This is a genomic window from Mycobacterium sp. 29Ha, assembly GCF_032883055.1.
Lineage (GTDB): Bacteria > Actinomycetota > Actinomycetes > Mycobacteriales > Mycobacteriaceae > Mycobacterium > Mycobacterium gallinarum.
In genome coordinates this window covers 89,403-109,051 of the sequence record NZ_JAMQTI010000009.1, presented here as the reverse complement: position 1 = coordinate 109,051, position 19,649 = coordinate 89,403, and the positions used below count along the sequence as shown (strand labels likewise).

At 66.1% G+C, this 19,649-nt stretch carries 22 protein-coding genes; 10 read left to right on the top strand and 12 right to left on the bottom strand.

Features of this window, described 5'->3' with window-relative positions; all coding sequences use genetic code 11:
* The 4 genes from M1248_RS13825 to M1248_RS13810 all read left to right on the top strand — a co-directional run bounded on the left by M1248_RS13825 (position 1) and on the right by M1248_RS13810 (position 3,060).
* Positions 1–807 carry a hypothetical protein gene (locus tag M1248_RS13825; protein ID WP_163728612.1) on the top strand — a complete coding sequence of 269 codons (807 nt, stop codon included), beginning with the start codon at positions 1–3 and terminating at the stop codon, positions 805–807.
* Between the two features lie 149 nt (positions 808–956).
* Positions 957–1,265, top strand: a complete 309-nt coding sequence (locus tag M1248_RS13820) for a hypothetical protein (protein WP_083127213.1) — start codon at positions 957–959, stop codon at positions 1,263–1,265.
* Positions 1,266–1,332: 67 nt separating this feature from the next.
* Positions 1,333–2,280 carry an ankyrin repeat domain-containing protein gene (locus tag M1248_RS13815; protein ID WP_317148722.1) on the top strand — a complete coding sequence of 316 codons (948 nt, stop codon included), beginning with the start codon at positions 1,333–1,335 and terminating at the stop codon, positions 2,278–2,280.
* Between the two features lie 9 nt (positions 2,281–2,289).
* Positions 2,290–3,060 (top strand): SGNH/GDSL hydrolase family protein, encoded by a 771-nt coding sequence (locus tag M1248_RS13810; protein WP_317148721.1) that lies wholly within the window; start codon positions 2,290–2,292, stop codon positions 3,058–3,060.
* On the opposite strand, the gene M1248_RS13805 is transcribed toward M1248_RS13810, so the two are convergent.
* The 4 genes from M1248_RS13805 to M1248_RS13790 all read right to left on the bottom strand — a co-directional run bounded on the left by M1248_RS13805 (position 3,061) and on the right by M1248_RS13790 (position 5,139).
* A complete protein-coding gene (locus M1248_RS13805) occupies positions 3,061–3,438 on the bottom strand; it encodes a DUF732 domain-containing protein (protein WP_317148720.1) in 378 nt (125 codons plus the stop codon).
* A 25-nt stretch (positions 3,439–3,463) separates the two neighbouring features.
* The gene (locus M1248_RS13800; protein WP_232076109.1) at positions 3,464–4,036 is read right to left on the bottom strand and encodes a hypothetical protein; all 573 of its coding nucleotides are present in this window, start codon (positions 4,034–4,036) and stop codon (positions 3,464–3,466) included.
* Between the two features lie 61 nt (positions 4,037–4,097).
* Positions 4,098–4,277 (bottom strand): hypothetical protein, encoded by a 180-nt coding sequence (locus M1248_RS13795; protein ID WP_163684978.1) that lies wholly within the window; start codon positions 4,275–4,277, stop codon positions 4,098–4,100.
* A gap of 55 nt (positions 4,278–4,332) precedes the next feature.
* Positions 4,333–5,139: a nuclear transport factor 2 family protein gene (locus M1248_RS13790; protein WP_317148719.1), complete on the bottom strand. Its 807-nt coding sequence runs from the start codon at positions 5,137–5,139 to the stop codon at positions 4,333–4,335.
* A gap of 104 nt (positions 5,140–5,243) precedes the next feature.
* Between M1248_RS13790 and M1248_RS13785 the strand changes: the two genes are divergently transcribed.
* Positions 5,244–5,642 carry a hypothetical protein gene (locus M1248_RS13785; protein ID WP_163728626.1) on the top strand — a complete coding sequence of 133 codons (399 nt, stop codon included), beginning with the start codon at positions 5,244–5,246 and terminating at the stop codon, positions 5,640–5,642.
* Here the strand turns inward: M1248_RS13785 and M1248_RS13780 are convergent.
* Positions 5,639–6,082 (bottom strand): SRPBCC family protein, encoded by a 444-nt coding sequence (locus M1248_RS13780; protein WP_163728629.1) that lies wholly within the window; start codon positions 6,080–6,082, stop codon positions 5,639–5,641. The genes M1248_RS13785 and M1248_RS13780 overlap by 4 nt on opposite strands.
* A gap of 108 nt (positions 6,083–6,190) precedes the next feature.
* Between M1248_RS13780 and M1248_RS13775 the strand changes: the two genes are divergently transcribed.
* Complete coding sequence (locus M1248_RS13775) at positions 6,191–7,324, top strand: aromatic ring-hydroxylating dioxygenase subunit alpha (RefSeq protein ID WP_317148718.1); 1,134 nt, start codon at positions 6,191–6,193, stop codon at positions 7,322–7,324.
* Here M1248_RS13775 and M1248_RS13770 read toward each other — a convergent pair.
* On the bottom strand, positions 7,317–8,642 hold the full coding sequence (locus M1248_RS13770) for a lipocalin-like domain-containing protein (protein WP_232076110.1): 1,326 nt from the start codon (positions 8,640–8,642) through the stop codon (positions 7,317–7,319). The two genes, M1248_RS13775 and M1248_RS13770, sit on opposite strands and share 8 nt — an antisense overlap.
* Positions 8,643–8,706: 64 nt before the next feature.
* Between M1248_RS13770 and M1248_RS13765 the strand changes: the two genes are divergently transcribed.
* The gene (locus tag M1248_RS13765) at positions 8,707–10,164 is read left to right on the top strand and encodes an aldehyde dehydrogenase (RefSeq protein ID WP_317148717.1); all 1,458 of its coding nucleotides are present in this window, start codon (positions 8,707–8,709) and stop codon (positions 10,162–10,164) included.
* A 52-nt stretch (positions 10,165–10,216) separates the two neighbouring features.
* On the opposite strand, the gene M1248_RS13760 is transcribed toward M1248_RS13765, so the two are convergent.
* The 5 genes from M1248_RS13760 to M1248_RS13740 are packed head-to-tail and all read right to left on the bottom strand — an operon-like array spanning position 10,217 to position 14,338.
* Entirely contained in the window at positions 10,217–10,636 is a 420-nt protein-coding gene (locus tag M1248_RS13760; protein WP_163737205.1) for a MaoC/PaaZ C-terminal domain-containing protein, read from the bottom strand.
* Between the two features lie 17 nt (positions 10,637–10,653).
* Positions 10,654–11,127, bottom strand: coding sequence for a MaoC family dehydratase N-terminal domain-containing protein (locus tag M1248_RS13755; RefSeq protein ID WP_163737207.1), 474 nt, complete (start codon positions 11,125–11,127; stop codon positions 10,654–10,656).
* A 53-nt stretch (positions 11,128–11,180) separates the two neighbouring features.
* The gene (locus M1248_RS13750) at positions 11,181–11,594 is read right to left on the bottom strand and encodes a nuclear transport factor 2 family protein (protein WP_163728639.1); all 414 of its coding nucleotides are present in this window, start codon (positions 11,592–11,594) and stop codon (positions 11,181–11,183) included.
* A 9-nt stretch (positions 11,595–11,603) separates the two neighbouring features.
* On the bottom strand, positions 11,604–13,205 hold the full coding sequence (locus M1248_RS13745) for an AMP-binding protein (protein ID WP_317148716.1): 1,602 nt from the start codon (positions 13,203–13,205) through the stop codon (positions 11,604–11,606).
* Positions 13,205–14,338 carry an aromatic ring-hydroxylating oxygenase subunit alpha gene (locus M1248_RS13740; protein ID WP_163728645.1) on the bottom strand — a complete coding sequence of 378 codons (1,134 nt, stop codon included), beginning with the start codon at positions 14,336–14,338 and terminating at the stop codon, positions 13,205–13,207. The genes M1248_RS13745 and M1248_RS13740 overlap by 1 nt, the downstream gene beginning before the upstream one ends.
* 110 nt (positions 14,339–14,448) lie before the next feature.
* Between M1248_RS13740 and M1248_RS13735 the strand changes: the two genes are divergently transcribed.
* Entirely contained in the window at positions 14,449–15,693 is a 1,245-nt protein-coding gene (locus tag M1248_RS13735; RefSeq protein ID WP_163728649.1) for a cytochrome P450, read from the top strand.
* Between the two features lie 3 nt (positions 15,694–15,696).
* Here the strand turns inward: M1248_RS13735 and M1248_RS13730 are convergent, their stop codons facing one another.
* Positions 15,697–18,003 carry a CoA transferase gene (locus tag M1248_RS13730; RefSeq protein WP_317148715.1) on the bottom strand — a complete coding sequence of 769 codons (2,307 nt, stop codon included), beginning with the start codon at positions 18,001–18,003 and terminating at the stop codon, positions 15,697–15,699.
* 105 nt (positions 18,004–18,108) lie between these two features.
* Between M1248_RS13730 and M1248_RS13725 the strand changes: the two genes are divergently transcribed.
* Both M1248_RS13725 and M1248_RS13720 read left to right on the top strand, forming a co-directional pair.
* On the top strand, positions 18,109–18,918 hold the full coding sequence (locus tag M1248_RS13725) for a FadR/GntR family transcriptional regulator (protein ID WP_163728655.1): 810 nt from the start codon (positions 18,109–18,111) through the stop codon (positions 18,916–18,918).
* Positions 18,919–18,927: 9 nt separating this feature from the next.
* Complete coding sequence (locus tag M1248_RS13720; RefSeq protein ID WP_163728659.1) at positions 18,928–19,629, top strand: SDR family oxidoreductase; 702 nt, start codon at positions 18,928–18,930, stop codon at positions 19,627–19,629.
* The last annotated feature ends 20 nt before the right edge of the window (positions 19,630–19,649 follow it).

Below are 19,649 nucleotides of genomic sequence, written 5' to 3'. Positions count from 1 at the left end.
ATGACGGGTCCCCTGCGCCGGTTCGATCCGTTCCGACCGATCGACATGCTGACGTCACTGTGGTCGTCGGCCGCGACGGGCCCGGTCAGCAGCGGCGCGGCGATGGCGTATCGGACGCTGTTCACGACCGTGCGCAGGCTGGTGGTGGGCCGCCGGCTCGCCCTTCGACTCGACGACGGCGTGCTCACGGTGACGGTCACGGAATTCGACTCCAGGCTCGACGTTCGCGGCCTCGCGGTGGGACAACTCAACGACGTCCGCGTTGCTGTGCGTGACATCCGCTGGGGGGACCAGACGTTCGACAATGCGACGGCGGTGCTGCACAACGTGCACATGCGGCCGACCGCGCCGCCAGTCATGGTGGCCGCTCCTGTCGACCTGACGCTCGAGGTGCCCACGTCGGCCCTGGACGATCTGTTCCGCTGGGCGGCACCGCGGCTGTCCGGTGAGGTGGGCGGCGACGGCATCGCGCGGCTGCGCATGGCCCGCCGCCCGATGCTCGGCCACCTCGAGATCGATGCGCGCCTCGACGGTTCGACACTGTGGCTTCGCCCGCGCGTCCTCGTCGTCCGGCGTTCTCGGGTGGCGCTGCCGGCCAGAACACCGGCCTATCCGGTGCACCTGCCCGAGCTGCCGCACGGTTTGCGGCTCACCGGCATCCGCTTCGAGCCCGATGCGGTGTGTCTGTCGGCGTCGGTGTCGGAATGGCAGATGGATATGCCGCGCTCGCGACTCGAGGACATTCTCGGTCAGCTCAGCGTTGCCGGAGTACCGCTCAACCTCACGAGATTGACTCGCCTTCTCTAGCCCGCTGCTACTCGTCAATATTGTTGACGCATAGGCGATTCTGCCAACCACGGATCAAATTCTGCCAGCGGAATTAAACCGCTGAACTGCCGGTTTAAGCATTCAGAGTTCACCTGAGTAACTCGGAAAGCAAGAAAGAAGGCAGTGTCGTGAACAGGATTGGATTTGCCACCGCAGTCGTCGGCGGGTTCGCCGCCGCGATCATCGGATTGGCGGCTCCGGCCGCAGCCGCGCCCAGCGGCTCGGACAACGCAGTACAGACCATCGGGCAACTACGGTCGCAGGGTTACACCGTGATCGTGAATCGCCTCGGCAACAGCCCGCTGGACCAGGCCGAGGTGGTCGCGGTTCGCCCAGGCCAGAGCTACACACACATCAACGCAGGTCAAGCGGTTTACGGTAGCAACACCAATTACTCCACGGTTCAAGACAACATCGTCTACGTCGACGTGAAGTAACCCGTAGACCACCAGGAGGGGCATCACATCGGATGCCCCTCCCGCATTTTGCGACAATGCGTGTCTTGTGACTGAGATCGCGCGCTACCAAGAAGGATCCGTCGAAGTCATTGTTTCGCGCGACGGCGACGACCTGACGTTCGCCTCGGCGTACGAGGATGTCGGCAGAACCATCACCGAGGAACACCGCATCCCGGAGCGCGATTTCGTCCTCAAAGGAACGGGGCCGTGGCCGTGGTTCGACCTCGGTTCCCGACGCGCCGGCGCGCTGACGGTGCTCGACGCGCTCGGGGCCGGTCGCCCCGCCTGGACCGAACCACTGGCGCGCAGCGACCTGGACCTCTTCGAACGCGCGCATCGCGGTGACACCGGGGTCATCGAACTCCTCGCGATGGGTGCAGATCCCGACCCCGTCGACCCGTGCGGTGCCACACCCCTGTGGTACGCGCTGCGCTCGCTCGCCGCCGGGATCTCGGTTGCCCTCATCGACGCCGATGCCGATGCGGGCCGCCGCATCGAATTGTCCGCTCGGGGCGACAAATTCACCACGATTCTGCATGAGATCGTGCGACGCGGACGCACCGTGGCGCTCAACCACGCCCTCGCACACGGTGTCGATCCGGGCCTCGTCGATTCCGAGGGGGCCACCCCGATGCACGTGCTCGACGACTCGGCAGACAACGTCAACCCGGAGATCGTGCGCGCATTGGCGCGTGCGGGCGCGTCGGTCAACGCGCCATTGCCGAGCGGAACGCAGCCGATCGAACTCGCGGCACGCATGATTCTGCCCGCCACCGTGGCCGCGATGGTCGAGCTCGGTGCCGATCCGGTGCGTGGCCTGGACGCGCTGATGGCGTGGTGGGCCGTCGGCGCCGCGTTCAACGCGTACCGGGCCGTCGCCGTCGCCGACCTGGTCGACCTGCTGCGCGAGGGCGGGGCCGGGGTGTCGCAGCGACACCGTGAACTCGCGGCGCAGGCCGGGGCGCCGGAGGTCGAGGCGGCGCTTCGCCGCTAGAGTTCCGGTGTGCCCGGGTACTCCCGATACGTCGCGATCGGCGACAGCCAAACCGAGGGGCTGTGGGACGGTGATGACGCCAACGGCCTGGTCGGCTTCGCCGATCGTCTCGCCACGATGCTCGACTCCCACCACCCCGGCGTGACCTACGCCAATCTGGCGATCCGCGGCCGGCGGATCAAAGATCTGCTGGACGAGCAGCTCCCGGCGGCCCTGGCGCTGCAGCCCGATCTGATCTCGGTGTGCATCGGGATGAACGACGTGACGCGCCCCGGCCCGTATTTCGGCACTGCCCTCGCCGAGCTGGACGACCTGTACACGCAGCTTGCCGCGTCCGGCGCGACCGTCCTGACGACCACGTTCCCGGACATCGCAAAGATCCTGCCGATCGGGCGGATGATCGCCGCACGCGTCCACCAGATCAACGACGATATCCGCAAAGCCGCAGTGCGACATGGGTTTAGACTCGTCGACCTCTACTACGCGCCGTCGATGACGATGCCGGACACGTGGAGCGCGGACCGGGTCCACGGCTCGGCCAAGGGGCACCAGCTGTTCGCGGCCGCGGCCGCCGAGGCGCTGGAGCTGCCCGGCAGCAACCACGACTGGGCGCTGGTCGACGGACCCCCACAGCGGCCGTCGCTGAGGTCGCAAGCGGTGTCGCAGATGCAGTGGACGCAGAACATGCTGATGCCGTGGCTCTGGTACCACGTTCGCGGCAAGTCGGCCGGCGACGGCCGCGGCCCCAAACGTCCGCGGCTCGAGAGCGTGCCCGCCTAGCTAGAACCCCAAAATCGACAGTGGGATCGGCAGTGAATCGAGCGAGCCCGGACTTCCGATCGACGACATCATCGCCGGGCAGAACATGGAGATCGCGACGCCGGTGAACATCGTCGCCGGCCCGAGCGACATTCCGCCCGCCTCGGCCACCTTGCTGGTCACGTCGGCGGCGGTCTGACCGGGATCTGCGAGCATCGGGCAGACCTGCTGGCCGAGCGCCGCGGCGCTGGCCGGATCCACCGCGGTGACACCGGCCTCGGCTAGTGCCGCCACGAACGCGCCGTCGACCGGTTCGGTCTGGGCCGGAGAGGCCGCGACGACGGCGGCGGTGAGTAATCCCGTGGACAGGGCGAAGGTGGTGGCGAGTCTGTGATGCACGGGGCGAGCGTACGTGGCCCGAACGTCACATGCTCGACCAGGCGCCGTCGATGCTGTCCGCAACGTCGATGATCTTGGCCTTCTCCGAGGCCGGGCTGTCGATCTCCCCGGCGACGTGTGCCGCGATGAATCGCCGGATCTCTGCGTCGATGCCCCCGAGTATCCGCACCAGCTCCCCGCGCAGCGACTTGGACGTCACGTGGATCGAGATGTCGGACGCCCGGGGTTTTTCCACGTCGAGGATCAACAGCAGCGGTGCCGCGGCACGCGCGGTCGCACGCAGGGCGATCTCGCCGAAAACCATGAACTTGGGCTTGTCGATCCGCAGGTCGACAACCAGGTCGATCTCGATCGGAATCCGGATGGCGAAAGTGATCTGGTCGCCGACGTCGCGCGTCAGGCGGGGCTCCTGAACCCTGACTTTCGCCGTCACCTTGGCGACCTTACCGGGCCCCTGGGCCATTGGGCCCATCTCGAATTCGTCGCCGGCGATGGCGGCGATCGCACCGCCGACGCGCGCTTCGGTCACGGCGATCTCGAAGAACTGGCGACCGAATTCCTCGTAGGTCATCTCATCGTCGACGGGCATGGTGCTCATACCGTCTCACGTCCGGTATTCGCACCGCGGCCAACGCGACCGAATCGAGACAACACCGCTGCTAGCGCTCCGCTTCGCTGCGCGCCTCGGCTCCCGTCTCCCCCACATCCAGCGCGTCGTCGGAGGCCGTCTGACCGACATAAGCGCCGTCGTCTGCGCCGTCCTTTCCCGCGCGCGACCCGGCGACGTGGTCGTCGTTGTCGACGTCGGATTCGGACTTGTTGTCGTCTCGTGGGCTCATGCGCTGCGGTTACCCGGCGTCGACGTGCTCAAACGATGTTCGGCCCGGCACAGCCTCAGCCGTCTACGGGGTCCTCGGTGAAGTACCGGATTCTGCGGATGGCGAAGGGTTTGGCGGTCACCTCGACGATGAGTACGTCACGGCGCCCGTCCCGGTCCAACCCCACGACCACGCTGTACCCGGAGGCGATCATCTTGCGGGGGCGCGCGGCTGCAATGCGCGACAGCAGTTCCGCGGTCGTCAACGGGAGGTCGTCGCCGCTCGTCACGCTTGCTCCCTTGCCGAGCCAACGGCGCACCGCGACCTCGTCGCCCGCACGTGCGTCGTCGAGGAACTCCTGTATCCGCCGCTTGCCCTGCGGACCGGTCCCCCGCAGACCCCCCAGGTAGCCGAGGACTCCGACGACGCCCTGGTTCACGAGCAGTGCCCTCGCCAGTTGCAGACCGGCGGGAAGGCCGCCGAACCCGGCGCGCATGAACTGACCGACCATGGCCGGCAGCTCCCAAAAGGCCGACAGCGCAGCAATTTCTAGTCCGTCGCCGCCCTCGCGTACGTCGTAGCGGATGTAGACCGGCACGTGCAACTGCACCGGTCCCATCGCGATGTCGAGTTCGCCGTCGCGGAGGACCGTCGAGCCGGTGACGATGTCCGCGTCAGGGCGGTAGGTGATGTGGCGGGGCCCGATGAACGTGTCGAAGAATGCTCCGATCGCGCCGAGGCCCTGGTGGGGCTGCGAGCCAACCGGATCTTCGACTCGTCCGTCGGCGGTGAACAGGCCCACCCACGCGTTCTTGTCGCGGGCACCGGCCGCCGCCGGCGACCGCTCGGCCGTCGCCAGCACGTCCGAGCGAGTGAAAGCCATACCGTTGCCTACCACCCGCGTCGGCCCCAGTCGACTACTTCGCCACCTGCAGGCACACTGGGAATACGCCGTGCCGGAGCGCACGGGCGCGAGGAGGAACCACTATGAGCAGGAACGGGCCGTTCGGGATCGACCCCGAGGAGTTCGACCGCGTCGTTCGCGAGGCGGGTGAAGGGCTGCGTGACGCCTTGGACGGTGTGGGCAGATTCCTCAGTACCTCCGGAGAACGCGCAGGTTGGGCCAATTTGGTCGACGAGTTCACCCGCTATTCGCGTCCGAAACGGGAGCCGGAGACCGCCGGCGAGACCGGCGACGGCGTATGGGCGATCTACACCGTCGACAGCGACGGCGGCGCCCATATCGAGCAGGTCTATCCGTCCGAACTCGATGCGCTACGCGCGAACAAGAACAACACCGACCCCACCCGCAAGGTGCGCTTTTTGCCCTACGGCATCGCGGTCAGTGTGCTCGACGCGTCCGAATCCCCCGCGGAAGAGGCTTAGCCGCCGAAGTGGTGGCGGATACCCGCCAGCATCTTGGTGTGCGCCTTGACCGCCTCACGGAGCGTCGTCGCGTGGAGCAGTCGCGGAGCGTCGATCGTCAAGCGCTCGACGAGCCTGGTTCCCATGTCGATGGCATCGAAGGACACCACACCGTAGAGGCGGACCCGGGGAAACTGGCGTGCCTGAGTGATCACCGGTCCGACTGACGCGACTCTGAGGTGGGCGGTGTAGCTCGTCGGCAGGGTCAACGGACCGAAGGGGATTCGGTCTTTGACGCGGTAACTCTGGCAGTAGCCGTCCACCAGTTCCGTCCGTTCGGTCCTGTGCACCGAGACAACAAGCGGATGGACGGTCTTGATGTTGTCGAGGTCGATGTAGAACGCCCGCACATCGTCGGGCGGCGCAGGTATGTCCTCGGACAGGATCCGCTCTGCGCGCATGTCCGGACGATACGCGGGCATGCCCGCTCACCAGCGACTTTTGACATACCGTCGCTATCATTATAAAAATAGGCAGATGGTCTCCCAGGCGTCGACCAAGGAACGGTGATGGACCGCGACCAACTGATCGATCTCACTCGCCGCGCATTGAAGCTCGCGCGGGACAAGACCACCGACCTCATGCCGACGGAGAGCACCGTCGCCGCCGAGACGTACACGTCGGCCGAGCGCCATGCCCGGGATGTCGCGATGCTGATGGCAAGCCCCCAACTGGTCGGCTACGTCTCAGAACTCCCCCGGCCCGGCACGTACTGCACCAAGACGGTGATGGGCCGGTCCATTCTGCTGACCCGTGCCGCGGACTCGGTGGTACGCGCGTTCGAGAATGTGTGTCTGCACCGGCAGTCGCGCATCACCGACGGGTGCGGAGCCGCCCGCCGCCTCGCCTGCCCCTATCACTCGTGGAGCTACGATCTCAGCGGCAATCTAGCCGGTGTACCAGGCAAGGAGGGGTTTCCCGAAACCTCATCGGGCACAGCACGTTTGACCGAATTACCGGCGGCGGAATGTGCAGGTTTCCTGTGGATCTCGCTGGACCGCGAGGCCACCCTGGACATTCCCGCGTTCCTCGGACCGCTGGCCGAGGAACTGGACTCGTGGGGCGTCGGCCGCTGGTCGCCGTTGGGCGAGAAAGTGCTGGACTGCCCAATCAATTGGAAGTTGGCCATCGACACTTTCGCCGAGAACTACCACTTCGCCACGGTGCACAAGACGACCTTCGCGACGATCGCCCGCAGCAACTGCACAGTCTTCGACTCGTTTGGTCCCCATCATCGACTTGTGTTCCCGCTCAACGGTATTCTCGACCTCGACGAGCTTCCCGAGGAACAGTGGGAGCCGCTGCAGGCGATGGTCGTCATCTACGCGTTGCATCCCAACATCGTCATCTCGTGCACCGTGGCCAACGGCGAGCTGTTCCGCGTCTATCCCAGCGATGTGCCGGGCCGTTCAATCACCGTGCACCAGAACTCGACTCCGCTGGATCTGTCGGACGAATCGACGGCCGCGGGCGCGGCGGCGGTATTCGAATACGCGCATTCGACGGTCCGCGACGAGGACTACGCGCTCGTCGCGGGACTGCAGGCCAACCTCGAGTCAGGGGCGCGCGAGCACCTGGTCTTCGGCCGCAATGAGCCCGGACTGCAGCACCGCCACACGACGTGGGCCGAGGCGATCAGCTAGACAGCGCCAGGATCAGATCGTCGACGAGCTCGGTGATCCCGGCTCCCGACGGGAGGATCTCGTTGCGCAGGTGTGCCACGGCTTCGTCGCGCCGGCCGTCCTCGACGAGTGCGCGCAGTGTCGTCACGCGCTCGTCACCCACAATGCTGGCGAGGACATCGACCAGTTCCCAGTCGCGGTAGAGCGCCAAAGACCTTTCGTAGAAGGCGAACCCGCTCACCGGCTCACCGCGAAACGTCCCGCGATAGTGAAACGGGCCCTCCATGTACTCCAGGGGTAGGCCGTGTCCTGGCGCCGGCACCATCGGCTCACCCGTCAGGTCCAGATCGAGCTTGCGCGACGTCAGTCGGTGCCGGTCCGGCAGATATCTGGCCTTCGCCGGGGGCTTGTACAGAGTCCGAACCGCTTCGGGCCAGCGGACGTAGCTCTCGATGGACACCTCGATGTCGTCGGCGAACTCGGGGTCGACGTCGGGCTCCGGTGAGCTGGTGGTCGCGCCCGAAAAGGGTTGCAGTGAATTGCGATCGGCTCGATCGAACTGTCGCCAGATGCTCATGTCCACGCCGTTGTCGAGGTTGATCGTGCGCCATTCGTGGGCGCGCCAGCGGACATCGCCGTCCGCGCCACCGCTGTTGGCGATCAGCGGGAACCACTGCCGGTCGACGTGGCCCGCGGTGCCGCTGACCGGCTCGCTCGACGAGCCCCACGTCAGCGTTCCCGTCATCGTCAATCCGGTCTGGAGATAGGAGTAGGTGTCGGCCTGGCCGAAGCATTCGATCCGGCCACCGAAATCCGCGGCGCCCAGCGGCACCGGCGCCCGCGTCGGGGTCACATGCAGGTCCACCCGCATCTGGGCACCGGCCGCATCGGTGCCGACGAGCGTGACGTCGTAGGTGTAGGGCACCAGGTCGCCGTTGTCGTCGCGACAGGTATGCCAGACTGCGCGACCGGCGCTGCTGTCAAAGCTGATGTCCAGGCATTCGTCGGCGAATGTCATCTTCGCGACGGCACCGGGTTCCATGTTCGCGGGCGGCATGTCGTAGTCGGTGTACGTGCCGTAGGTGCCTGCGTCGAGATCGAACAGCGCGAACGTGTAGAAGTCGGCAACGATATCCCCGAGCCCAGGCCGGTTCTTGTTGAAGATCGACAGGAATGCGTACCCGCGGCCGCTCTGCCCGGTCAGTTCACCGGCCAGAAACCACGTGTCGGACTCGCACTGCGGATGGTTGGCCTCAGCGGCCGGGAAATCGAGCTGACGGTCTTCCGGTACCAGCGCGAATGGGTATTGGCGCCAATCGCCTGACTGCGGGTGGTTCACGGGCCCTGCCTTTTTCACTATGTTTGTATTAATAGCAACTTTAGGCGGTAGGACAGGCGGCGACATGCGATCCCTCAACTACGACAAGCTCTATATCGGCGGCCACTGGCAGACACCGTCGACGGGTCAGCGACTCTCCGTGATCTCCCCACACACCGAGCAATCGATCGGCGAGACGCCGGAAGCGGCCCCCGCGGACGTCGACAAGGCGGTCGCCGCCGCCAGAACCGCGTTCGACGAGGGACCGTGGCCCCGGCTCAGCGTCGGCGAACGCATGGAGAAGATCGAGAAGCTCGCCGCCATCTACATGGCCGAGACCGACGCGATCGCCGACCTGATCACCGCGGAGATGGGCTCACCCAAGAGCTTCAGCAGGCTGGGGCAGGGCGCGGGCGCTCTCGCCCAGATGCACCTCAACATGGCGACGGCCAAGGAATTTCCGTGGGTCGAGCGACGCCCGGGATTGTTCGGCGACGTTCACGTGCGTCGCGCCCCCGTCGGTGTGGTCGGTGCGATCGTGCCGTGGAACGTGCCGCAGTTCCTGATCATGCCGAAGATGATCCCGGCGCTGATCGCGGGCTGCACGGTCGTGGTCAAGCCGGCACCCGAAACACCCTTGGACGCCATGTGGTTGGCCGAGATGCTGGAGGAGATCGACCTGCCCGAAGGTGTCGTGTCGATCGTCCCCGGCGGCAGGGAGACCGGGGAGACGCTGGTTCGCCACCCCGGCGTCGACAAGATCTCGTTCACCGGATCGTCGGCGACGGGCAGGCACATCGCTGCGCTGTGCGGTGAACAGCTCAAGCGCGTCAGCCTCGAACTGGGCGGCAAGTCCGCGGCCATCATCCTCGACGACGCCGACATCGCGCACACCGTCAATCACCTCAAGATGGCCAGCCTGATGAACAACGGACAGGCGTGCGTCGCGCAGACCCGCATTCTGGTGAGCGAGCGCAAACACGACGAGGTCGTCGACGCGCTCGCCTCCATGATGACCGGCCTGCAGGTGGGCGACCCCGCCGACGACGCCACCGATATCGGGCCGCTGGTCGCGCAGCGCCAACAGCAGAAGGTGCAGGGTTACATCCAGGCGGGGCTCGATGAGGGTGCGCGAATGATCATGGGCGGCAAGGACAAACCGTATGACCGCGGCTGGTATGTCCAGCCGACGCTGTTCGCCGACGCGACCAACGACATGACCATCGCGCGGGAGGAGATCTTCGGTCCGGTGTTGACCGTACTGAAGTACCGCGACGAGGCCGAGGCCGTGCGGATCGCCAACGACACCGATTACGGCCTGGCCGGCTCCGTCTGGACGGCGGACGTCGCCCGCGGTCTGCAGATCGCAGCCGAAGTCCGGACGGGTACGTACGGCATCAACATGTACACCCTCGACACGACCGCGCCGTTCGGCGGATTCAAGCAGTCCGGAATCGGCCGCGAATTCGGATCCGAGGGACTGTCGGAGTATGTCGAGTTGCAGTCGACGGTGAGCGCGAGCAAGCTGCCCGATCTCGACTAACCCCTCCGCCGAGCGGACATTCGACACTCAGAGGCGTCCGTCCCGTCGCAAGCTAGCCGATTTCGAGGGTGACCTCAGCCGGGCAGCACAGTTCGTCGCGCTGGTTGTAAACGGCGATCTCGAGGTCGACGAGGTGCCGGTGTACGTCACCCGTGGATTCGATGCGCTTGTCCACCACCCGGCCGCGGCCGACCATCGAGTCGCCGGCATAGAACGAGCCCAGCAGCGAGACCTTGCGCCGCACCACCCTGCTGTAGGGCCCGGCCCATCCGGTCGCGATCCGATCGACGAAGCCCGCGGTGTGCATCGTGTTGACGAAAATCGTCGGCTGGCCGTGCCGTCGCGCGTAGTCCGGGTCGTAGTGGCCGGGAAAGTAATCCCATGTCGCGCCGGGGTTCATCACGACACGCTGATAATCGATCGGGTCGACGACCTCGGCGAGCTCGGTCGGCACGACGATCTCGTCCCACATCAGCCCGCCATACGGTTTCACGACGCCACCGCCGGGGTGAACCGGAACAGCGTGTTTCGGTTGATGGCGACCAGCGCCCCGTCGGCGCGGTGGAACCGGTCACAGGTCTGCACGAAATGTCCGGTGCCGACACGCGTGGTCTTCTCCGGCGACACCGAGACGACCTCCTCGACGACGTGCAGCCGGTCTCCTTCGAGGATGGTCATGGGAAACTCGACTTCGTTGGACGCGTTGATGAAGGTGGTTCCGGGCAGGGGCACGCGGATCGCGATCGACGGCCGCGGTGGCTCACCGGTCGGCAACCACGGAGGCGGGATCAGCCAGCCCATCAGCAGTGCCGGCGGCGCGAGCAGACCGCCCCACACCTCGCGGGCGAAGTCGGCGTCCCAATAGGCGGGGTTCGGATCATGGACCATCGACGCGAATTGCTGAATGCGCGCACCGCTGACCGCCGTCCCGGCATATCTCGGCTCCGTGCGGATGCCGACCATGCGCAGGGCGTCCTCGTAGGTGCCGTATGCGAACTCGTACCGAATGCCGTCGTTCACACGGGTAGCGCACTTTCGTGTGGCACGTGATCCCATTCGAGCTCGCGTGACGTGAAGTACCAGCCACCGCGCTCGTAGATGAGCCGGTCGGTGTATGTCCCGGAGGCCTGAAGTTGGTTGTCGCGCAGCAGCAATGCCACACATTTCTGGGTCGCGTCGACCCCGTCGACGTCGATCTCGTGGTCGACGGTCACCAGCCGCACCCCTTCTCCACCGTCGAACGCCTTACGCAGGTCGGTGAAAGCCTCCCCCGCCCGCACATACGTGGCACCCGCGTGACGGAACGTCGCGATCCACCCGGCGAGATCGCCGTCCGAGTACAGCCGGTTGTGTCGTGCGCCCAGGTTGAGGATGGCCGCGCGTCCCGCGAGTCCGTCCATCACGAACTGCTGTTGGTATGTCATCGACATTCTGATCTCCTACCGGGTGAGCACGTAGCCGTGCGCTTCACGGTCCCAGGCGCCGGCGCCCAGTCCCCTGCTGCGGAGCACATCCTTGCGGACGCGTCCGATGACGTTCTTGGGAATCTCGTCGACCGTCTCGAGGTAGCGCGGCACGCAGAAGTAAGGCATGCGCGCCGAGCAGAAGTCCAAGATTTCGGCGAAATCCACTGTCGCACCGTCACGCAAAGTCACAACCACCAAGATGTCGTCCTCGCCGAGGTCACTCGGTATCGCGACCGCCGCTGCTTCCGCGACGGCCGGGTGGCCCATCACGGTCTGTTCGACTTCGACGGACGACACGTTCTCGCCGCGGCGGCGCAACGAATCCTTGGCGCGATCCACGTAAGTGAGGTTGCCATCGTCGTCCAGCGAGCCCAGATCACCGGTACCGAACCACTCCGGGTGCCGATCGACGCTCAAACCGTCGCTGCCGCGCGCCGACGACACATACCCCTCGCTCATCGCATGTGTCACCCGCGCCCGGCAGGCAATCTCGCCGACCGTACCGGTGGGCAATGGTTGCCCCTGACCGTCGATGATTCTCACCTCGAAAGCCGGGTTGACCCGTCCAGAAGTACCCGGTACGCCATCGTCGGAAACGCATTTGTAAGCGATGGGGAACGCCTCGGTCATGCCGTACATCGTCACGATGCGGCAGCGATAGCGTTCCTCGATAGCGCGGTACATGTCGGCGGCGATCGGTGCCGCCGAGATGAAGCGAATGCCGAGCTCGGCGTCTCGCGGCTCCGGGGGCAGGCGCGTGAGCATCGACACCATCGCGCCTGCTCCCGCGAAACCCACTGCACCGCAATCCCGTATCTCGTCCCACACTTGACCGGGGTGAAAGGCCGCGGCCAGCACGCACGTACCGCCGACGAGCATGGGCGCCAGAACGGTGGGTGCCGCGCTGAGATGGAACAGTGGCATCGCGGTCCACAGTGTGTCGCCCTGCCGCAGTTCCCACGACGACGCGACGGTTGCCGCAGCGCTGAACAGGTATCCCCAGGTGGTGGCGACGGCTTTCGACGGTCCAGTGGTGCCGGAGGTGAAGAAGAGCGCCCCGATCTCGTCCGGTCCGACGGGGTCGACGTCGGGCGCCGTCACCGGGGCGGCCGCTAGCGCCTCGGTGAGCGAACGACCCTGTACAAGAACCGATCTCAGGGTGACGACGTCGTCGGCGACCTCGGTCAATCGATCCTGGCGGGCAGCGTCGCTGATCACCACTGCGGCCCGGGACAGGTTCAGTGCGTGCGCGAGGAACTCGCCCTTGCTGGCGGCGTTCACCGCGGCGGAGACCGCGCCGATGCGGGCGGCACCCAGCCAGAAATACACCCACTCCGGACATGTCCCGGTGAACAGCGCCACCGTCTCGCCGCGCTTGACCCCCAGGTCGTAGAGGACGTGGGCGGCCGCGCACGAACGGTCGCGCATTTGCGCGAACGAGACCGGGCTTCCGGCGATCGCCATCATCACCTGGTCGCCGTACTGATCTGCACGACGGTCGAGCACCTCAGGGACGCTGAAGCATTCAACGCCGAAGGCCGCAGGGTTCAGCGTGGCGTCCCGGCCACGGGGCATCACGCCCCCGCTGCCGCCGGATCGGGCTCACCGTCGGCGGTGTATCCGAAGTCGATCGGCGACGGCTCTTCGCCCGGATAGAACCTGTGCGCCCACCGCCGCAACGCCGCGTAGTCGCGCGCCTCCTCCGGCGCCAGGTTGGGCTTCTCGAGGTACTTCATGTTCTCCCAGGTGAAGAAGTCCTGCTTGATGACTTCCTGTTGCAGTGCAAGGAATTTCGCCGCGCGGCCCGCCGGCTTGTCGCCGGTGTCGCCGGGCTCTCGCACCGACGCCTGGGTGTAGAAGTAGTCGGTGTAGTCCTCGTCGACCGGTGTCTGACCCGTGACCTCGATGGTCGCAACCAGCTCCTTCGGGAAGCGCACGATGCCGAGGCCGAGCGAGTAGTTGTCGTAGATGATGTTGGCGTCGACGGGCCCATCCGGGGTGAGCCACGTCGACGGGCGTCCGCCGCCGAAGTTCGCGGTCACCGTCGCGTGCAGGTGGTAGCCGTTGGCGTCGAACGATGTGGTGTTGGCGGCGCTGTCGGCCTTGTGCACGAACTGCACGTGATACGGGTCGGCCGCGTTCTCGATGATCATCTGGGCGTGCACCTTGACCCGGTTGAGCATCCGCGAATGGGGATGCAACGGGTAGTACTCGTCGGTCTCGAGCTCGGGCAGCACCGGTGGCTGCCAGTAGGGGGCGCGGCCGTGACGCTCGTGCCAGACGACGATGAAGCCATACCACTCCTGGGCGGGATACGACTTGATCTTCACGTTCTGCTTGCAGCCGATCTTGCTGTACGGGATCAGTGCATTGGTGCCGTCACCGCGCCACTCCCAGCCATGCCACGGGCAGACGATGTGCTCACCCTCGACGGTGCCGCCGACGCCCATGTTGGCTCCGAGGTGCAGGCAATAGGCGTCGAGCACGTTCACCTTGCCGGACTTGGTGCGGAACATCACCAGTTCCTCGCCGAAGTAGTGGGCGCGCTTGACCTGACCGGGTTCCAGATCCGAGGCGAAGCCGACGATGAACCAACCCGTCGGAAAGCGGTACGTCGAGAGGCTGATCCCACTCGGACCGAACTCGCGTTCAGACGGATCGATCTGCGGGTCGTGAACTTCTTCTTGTTGAAAGGAGCCTGCCGTCATGCCGTATCTCCATCCGAGCGCACAATAACCGCAGGTCGCTAAACCTGCCCGTTGCCTATTTTTACTATTTTAGGCATTCTAGGTCAAGGACGGCGACGCGAGGAGAAGGCATGCCCACGACCACTCCGGTCGATCTGTCGGATTCTGCGCTGTGGCAGAACGGTTTTCCCGATGACCTGTTCACCGAATTCCGTCGTGAGAAGCCGATCTTCCACCACGAGCTGACCGACGGCGTCGCCAGCACGGTCAAACGCGCCTTCTGGATGACGACCAAGCACCGCCACGCGCAACGCATCCACCGGGACACCGACAGTTTCACCGCTGCCGACGGACCTCTCATCCAGGGCATCGGGCCCATCGGGTCGTTTCCGAACGTCATCACCATGGATCCGCCCGTGCTCACCAAGCGCCGTCGGGTGATGTCGCACGCGTTCACTCCCAAGGCCATCGGAAAGCTGGAGGACGGCATCAGGCGGCGCGCCGCCGCGATGGTCGACGGGTTACTCGAATCCGGCGGCGGCGACTGGATCACCGACGTCGCCGACGTGCTGCCGATGTCGGTGATCGGCGACATCGTGGGGATCCCCGACGAGGACCGGCCCCGCATCTTCGACACGCTCGATCGCATCCTCAAGGCCGGCGCCGGCGGGAGCGAGACGAGCACCGAGGAGCAGGAGCACATGGCGCTGTTCGGGGAGATCTTCACCTATGCGCTCGAACTCACCGCGGAGAAGCGGCGCAACCCCACCGACGACATCTGGAGCACGCTGACCACCGCGGTGGTCACCGACGAGAGCGGCGAAGAGTTGTCCATCCCCGCGAACGAACTGGAGATCTTCTTCTTCGTCCTCACACTGGCGGGCAGTGACACGACGAAGAACGCGTTGGCCGCCGGACTTCAGGCCTTTGTGGCCAATCCCGTTGAAATACAGCGCTATCGCGACGACGAGTCGATCCGGGCACGCGCGGTCGAAGAGGTCTTGCGCTGGTCGTCACCGGTCGCGTTCTGGACCCGCACCACGAAGGTGGACGTGGAGATGGACGGCATCACCATTCCCAGGGGTGATCGCGTGGTGTCGATGCTGCGCTCGGCCAATCGGGATGACGAGGTGTTCGCCGACCCATTCGTCTTCGACATCGGCCGCACCGACAATCCCCACGTCACCTTCGGCGGCGGCGGGCCGCACCATTGCCTCGGCGCCATGCTCGCACGCGCCGAGATCCGCGCCGCGCTCGATGAGTTGCTCGTGCGCGCCGACGACATCAGTCTCGGCGCCCCCAAGGTCACCCACCCCACACTGGCCAACAACATGTCGATTTTCGACGAGATGTCGATCTCGCTGACGCCCCGCTGAGAGTCAGAGCCCTTTCGGTCTCGTGCCGATGACGCCCTCGGCCGCAAGGCGTTCCAGATCCGCCTCCGTCTGCCCGCAAAGTTCTGTCAGCACCTCGCTGTTGTGCTGACCCAGCCGCGGTGGCGGACGGTGCAGCCAGGCGTCCATGCCGTCGAGCCGGGCGAACGGCGGACACGGGTACAGACCGGGTCCGGTGCTCGGATGGGTGAGCGGCTCGAAGAAGCCGCGGTGTACCAGCTGTGGGTTGTCGATCACCACGGACGGTGAAATCACCACGGCCGCTGGGATGCCGGCGGCGACCAGCCGCTCGACGACGGCCGCGGCGTCCTGTGTGGCGAGCCATGGCGCAGGGTCGTCCTGACCGCCTATCAGCGCGGCGAGCGCGTCCCGTTCGGCCTCGGTGCGGACGGTCATGGCGATCCAGCTGTCGTCGCCGGCGCAGCGGTAGATGTCCTGCATCTCGCCGGGGTGGTGCCCCTTGTTGCCGCGCCGCTCCAGGATCGACCCGAACATCTCGAATTCCATTGGCTGCACGGCGGTCACGTTGAGCACACTCTCGACCATCGGCACCTCGACAAGTTGACCGCGACCGGTACGTTCGGTGAACTCGAGTGCCGCCATGAGCGCGAACGCCGCGTGCGTCCCCGCCAGCGGATCGCACGCGCCACGCGGGGCGACCGGCAGTTCGTCCGGCATGCCGGTCACCCAGGCGAGGCCCGCGATCTGCTCCATGGTGGGCGCGAAGCCCACCCTGTCGCGCCACGGCCCGGTCAGCCCGAAGGCCGGCATACGCACCATCACCAGGCGCGGGTTCAGTTCGAGCAACGCGTCTGCGTCGAGCCCGAATTGATCCATGACTCGCGGTGAGAAGTTCTCGATCACCACGTCGGCCTGCGCGATCAACGTCTTGATCAGACCGAGTCCGGTCTCGGACTGCAGATCGAGGGTGACCGATCGCTTGTTGGTGTTCATGGCGTGGAAGACCCAGCCGTACTCCCACCAGTCGTCGACGTCCTTGCGCATCCCGCCGGAGTAACGTATGCCGTCGGGCCGCTGGATCGACTCGATCTTGATCACCTCGGCCCCGAACGCCGCCAGCGAATGCGTCGCGGACGGCCCCGCCCAGAACGCGGTGAAGTCGATGACTCGCACACCGGCCAGCGGACGACCTGCCGTCGCCTCCGGTGTCGATTGCCTTGGTTCCCAAAGGGGTTCGTCGTCGGAGTCGCCGACCGAGGGTGCGGTCCGGATCGGCGACGGTGCCGCGACGGACATCAACCACGGCGGACGCGGTTGGGCAAAGCCGGCCGGGTTGTCGACGTACACACCGCGCTCCCGCAGATGATCCATCTCGCGGACGGTGGCGCCGTTTCCCAGCGCGGCGAGCGGCAACCTGAACAGTTGTCCCAGTTCGACGATTTCGGCGACGGTGCGCTCGCGCATCCACGGGTCGATACGCTCCCGGATCCAATCGCGGTAATCCCATCGCCCGATCTGGAATTGCAACTGGGGCACCTCGGTGAACTCCGGGCAATCCACCATCGCCGCGAAGTCCAACCACTGCTGCCCCGTCACCATGCTGATGCCGACAAAGCCGTCTTTCGCCGGTTCGATCGACGGGACCTCGACAGAGCGCCGGACGTGCGGGGCCTTCAGCAGTTGCGAATGCAGCCATTCGCCGCTCTGCATCAGGGTGATCGCCTCGAGCATCGACATGTCGAGGTGCGCACCGCGACCTCCGCGGCTGACCCCGCGGCGAGCGGCCAGCGCGCCGTAGGCCGCCCACACGCCGCCCTGATACTCCCCGAGGTCGCCGCCGACGGAGATCGGCGGGCCCGCGGGATCGCCGCGAAACCCGGTGAGCCCGGAGTCGGCCTGCAAGGTGAACTCCGATGCTGGGCGTTCGGCCCATGGACCCGTCCAGCCGAAGTCGGAGACGGTGACGATGACGAGGCCGGGCGAATTGTCGAGCAGGCGCTTCGGGTCGAGTCCCCGCGCGGTCACCGCGGCCCTGGTTCCCGTGACGATCACGATGTCCGCACCGGTCAGCAGCCCGTCGGAAATGCCTGTCACGCTGCGCTTCCCGGCGTTCAGGTACGCGAACAGCGGCGCGTCCGCGCGGTCGCGCGGCACGGAACCGGACGCGGTGAAGCGACGCAGCGGGTCACCGCCGGCCGGTTCCACCTTGACGACGTCGGCCCCCGCGTCAGCCAGCAATTTCCCGCAGTAAGCGCCCGCGATACGATCGCTGATCTCGACGACGCGCAGATCATGCAGCGGCGTAGGTGCTACATCCTCGACGTCACTCACCCGCTAGAGCCTCCCTGGTTTCTTTGCCATATTAGTAACTTTTGTCAGATAGCGATTACGTACACCCCAGGTAGCGGGCCTTTCACTGCTAGCATTGTCGGCGATATGACCACGTTGGGAATTGGACCCGAGGCTCGCCGCCGACTGGGCTCGCGCCGCACGGCCGAGATCGTCGCCGACGAACTCCGTCGGCAGATCATCGACGGCGAACTCGCCGATGGTGACCTGTTGCCACGACAGGAGGTCCTCGTCGAGCAGTTCCGGGTCAGCCTGGTATCGCTGCGGGAAGCCTTGCGGATCCTCGAGACCGAGGGTCTGGTTTCGGTGCGCCGCGGAAACCGCGGTGGTGCCGTCGTGCACGCGCCCGCGAAAGCCAGCGCGGCATACATGCTCGGACTCCTGCTGCAGAGCGACACCGTTCCGCTCTCCGACCTGGGCGCCGCACTGCAGGAACTCGAGCCCATGTGCGCGGCCCTGGCGGCGCGGCGTGCCGACCGCGGCGAAGAGCTCGTTCCGAAGCTCAAAGAGATCAACGCGCTGATGGCCGAGCGCATCGAGGACGGACCCCAGTTCACCGAGATCGGCGGGCAGTTCCACGACGAGGTCGTCCGCGGCTGCGGCAACCACACGATGATCGCCGTCGTAGGGAGCCTGGAGACACTGTGGACCGGTCACCTGAACTGGTGGGCCCAGGAGACCACGGCGCGCGGCGAATACCCGTCGATGAGTCAACGCCGCATCGCGATGTCGATTCACAACAAGATCTCCGATGCCATCGAAGCCGGCGACGGCGAGCGTGCCCGCAAGCTGTCGGCGCGTCACATCGCCGACACCCAGACCTACTTCAGCGCCGTCGATCCCGAGCAGCGGATCGTGGCGCTGTCGCCGCAGGCACTGGCCCGACGCAAGCACTGAGAGGGCCGCGTGCGTAGCGCCTTGGTAACCGGCGGTAGCGGTGGAATCGGAATCGCGTGCGGGCGCAAGCTCGTCGAGCTCGGCTACGACGTCGTCCTGACCGCCAGGCGTGAAGAGCCCCTGCGCGACGCGGCCGCAGCCATCGGTGCGCGCTATGCCGTCGCCGACGCGGCGCAGCCTGAGACGTTCGCAGCCGCGGTTGACGCGCTCGACGAGATCGATCTCGTCGTGCATGCGGCGGGAATTCTGGGCGGAACCTACGCTCGCAAGCAGACTTTCGATCAATGGCGCGCGACGATGTCGGCGAATCTGGACTCGTGTTTCGTGGTGACGTCCGCCGCGCTGCCGAAGATGAGGCAGGGCTCACGCTTCGTGTTCATCTCGTCGTCGGCCGCCCACGAACCGATGATGGCGCGGACGGCGTATTCGGCGTCGAAGGCCGGTATGAACGCGTTCGCGGGCGCGCTGGCGCGCGAGGTCGACCGCGACGGGATCAACGTACACATCGTCACCCCGGGGCCCGTCGAGACCGAGATGCTGCAGGAAGTGCCGTTCGAGATGTACGCGATCCGTGCCGCCGATGTCGCCGACGCCGTCGCCTGGCTGGATACCCTCGACCCGTCGGTCGATCTGCCCGAAATCCGTTTGCACGCAATCACCCGCGGGCCGCACGCCCGCACCCCCGTGGTCCCGCTGGCTGCCAAACAGTGATTTCGGTGTCGCGGGTCGCG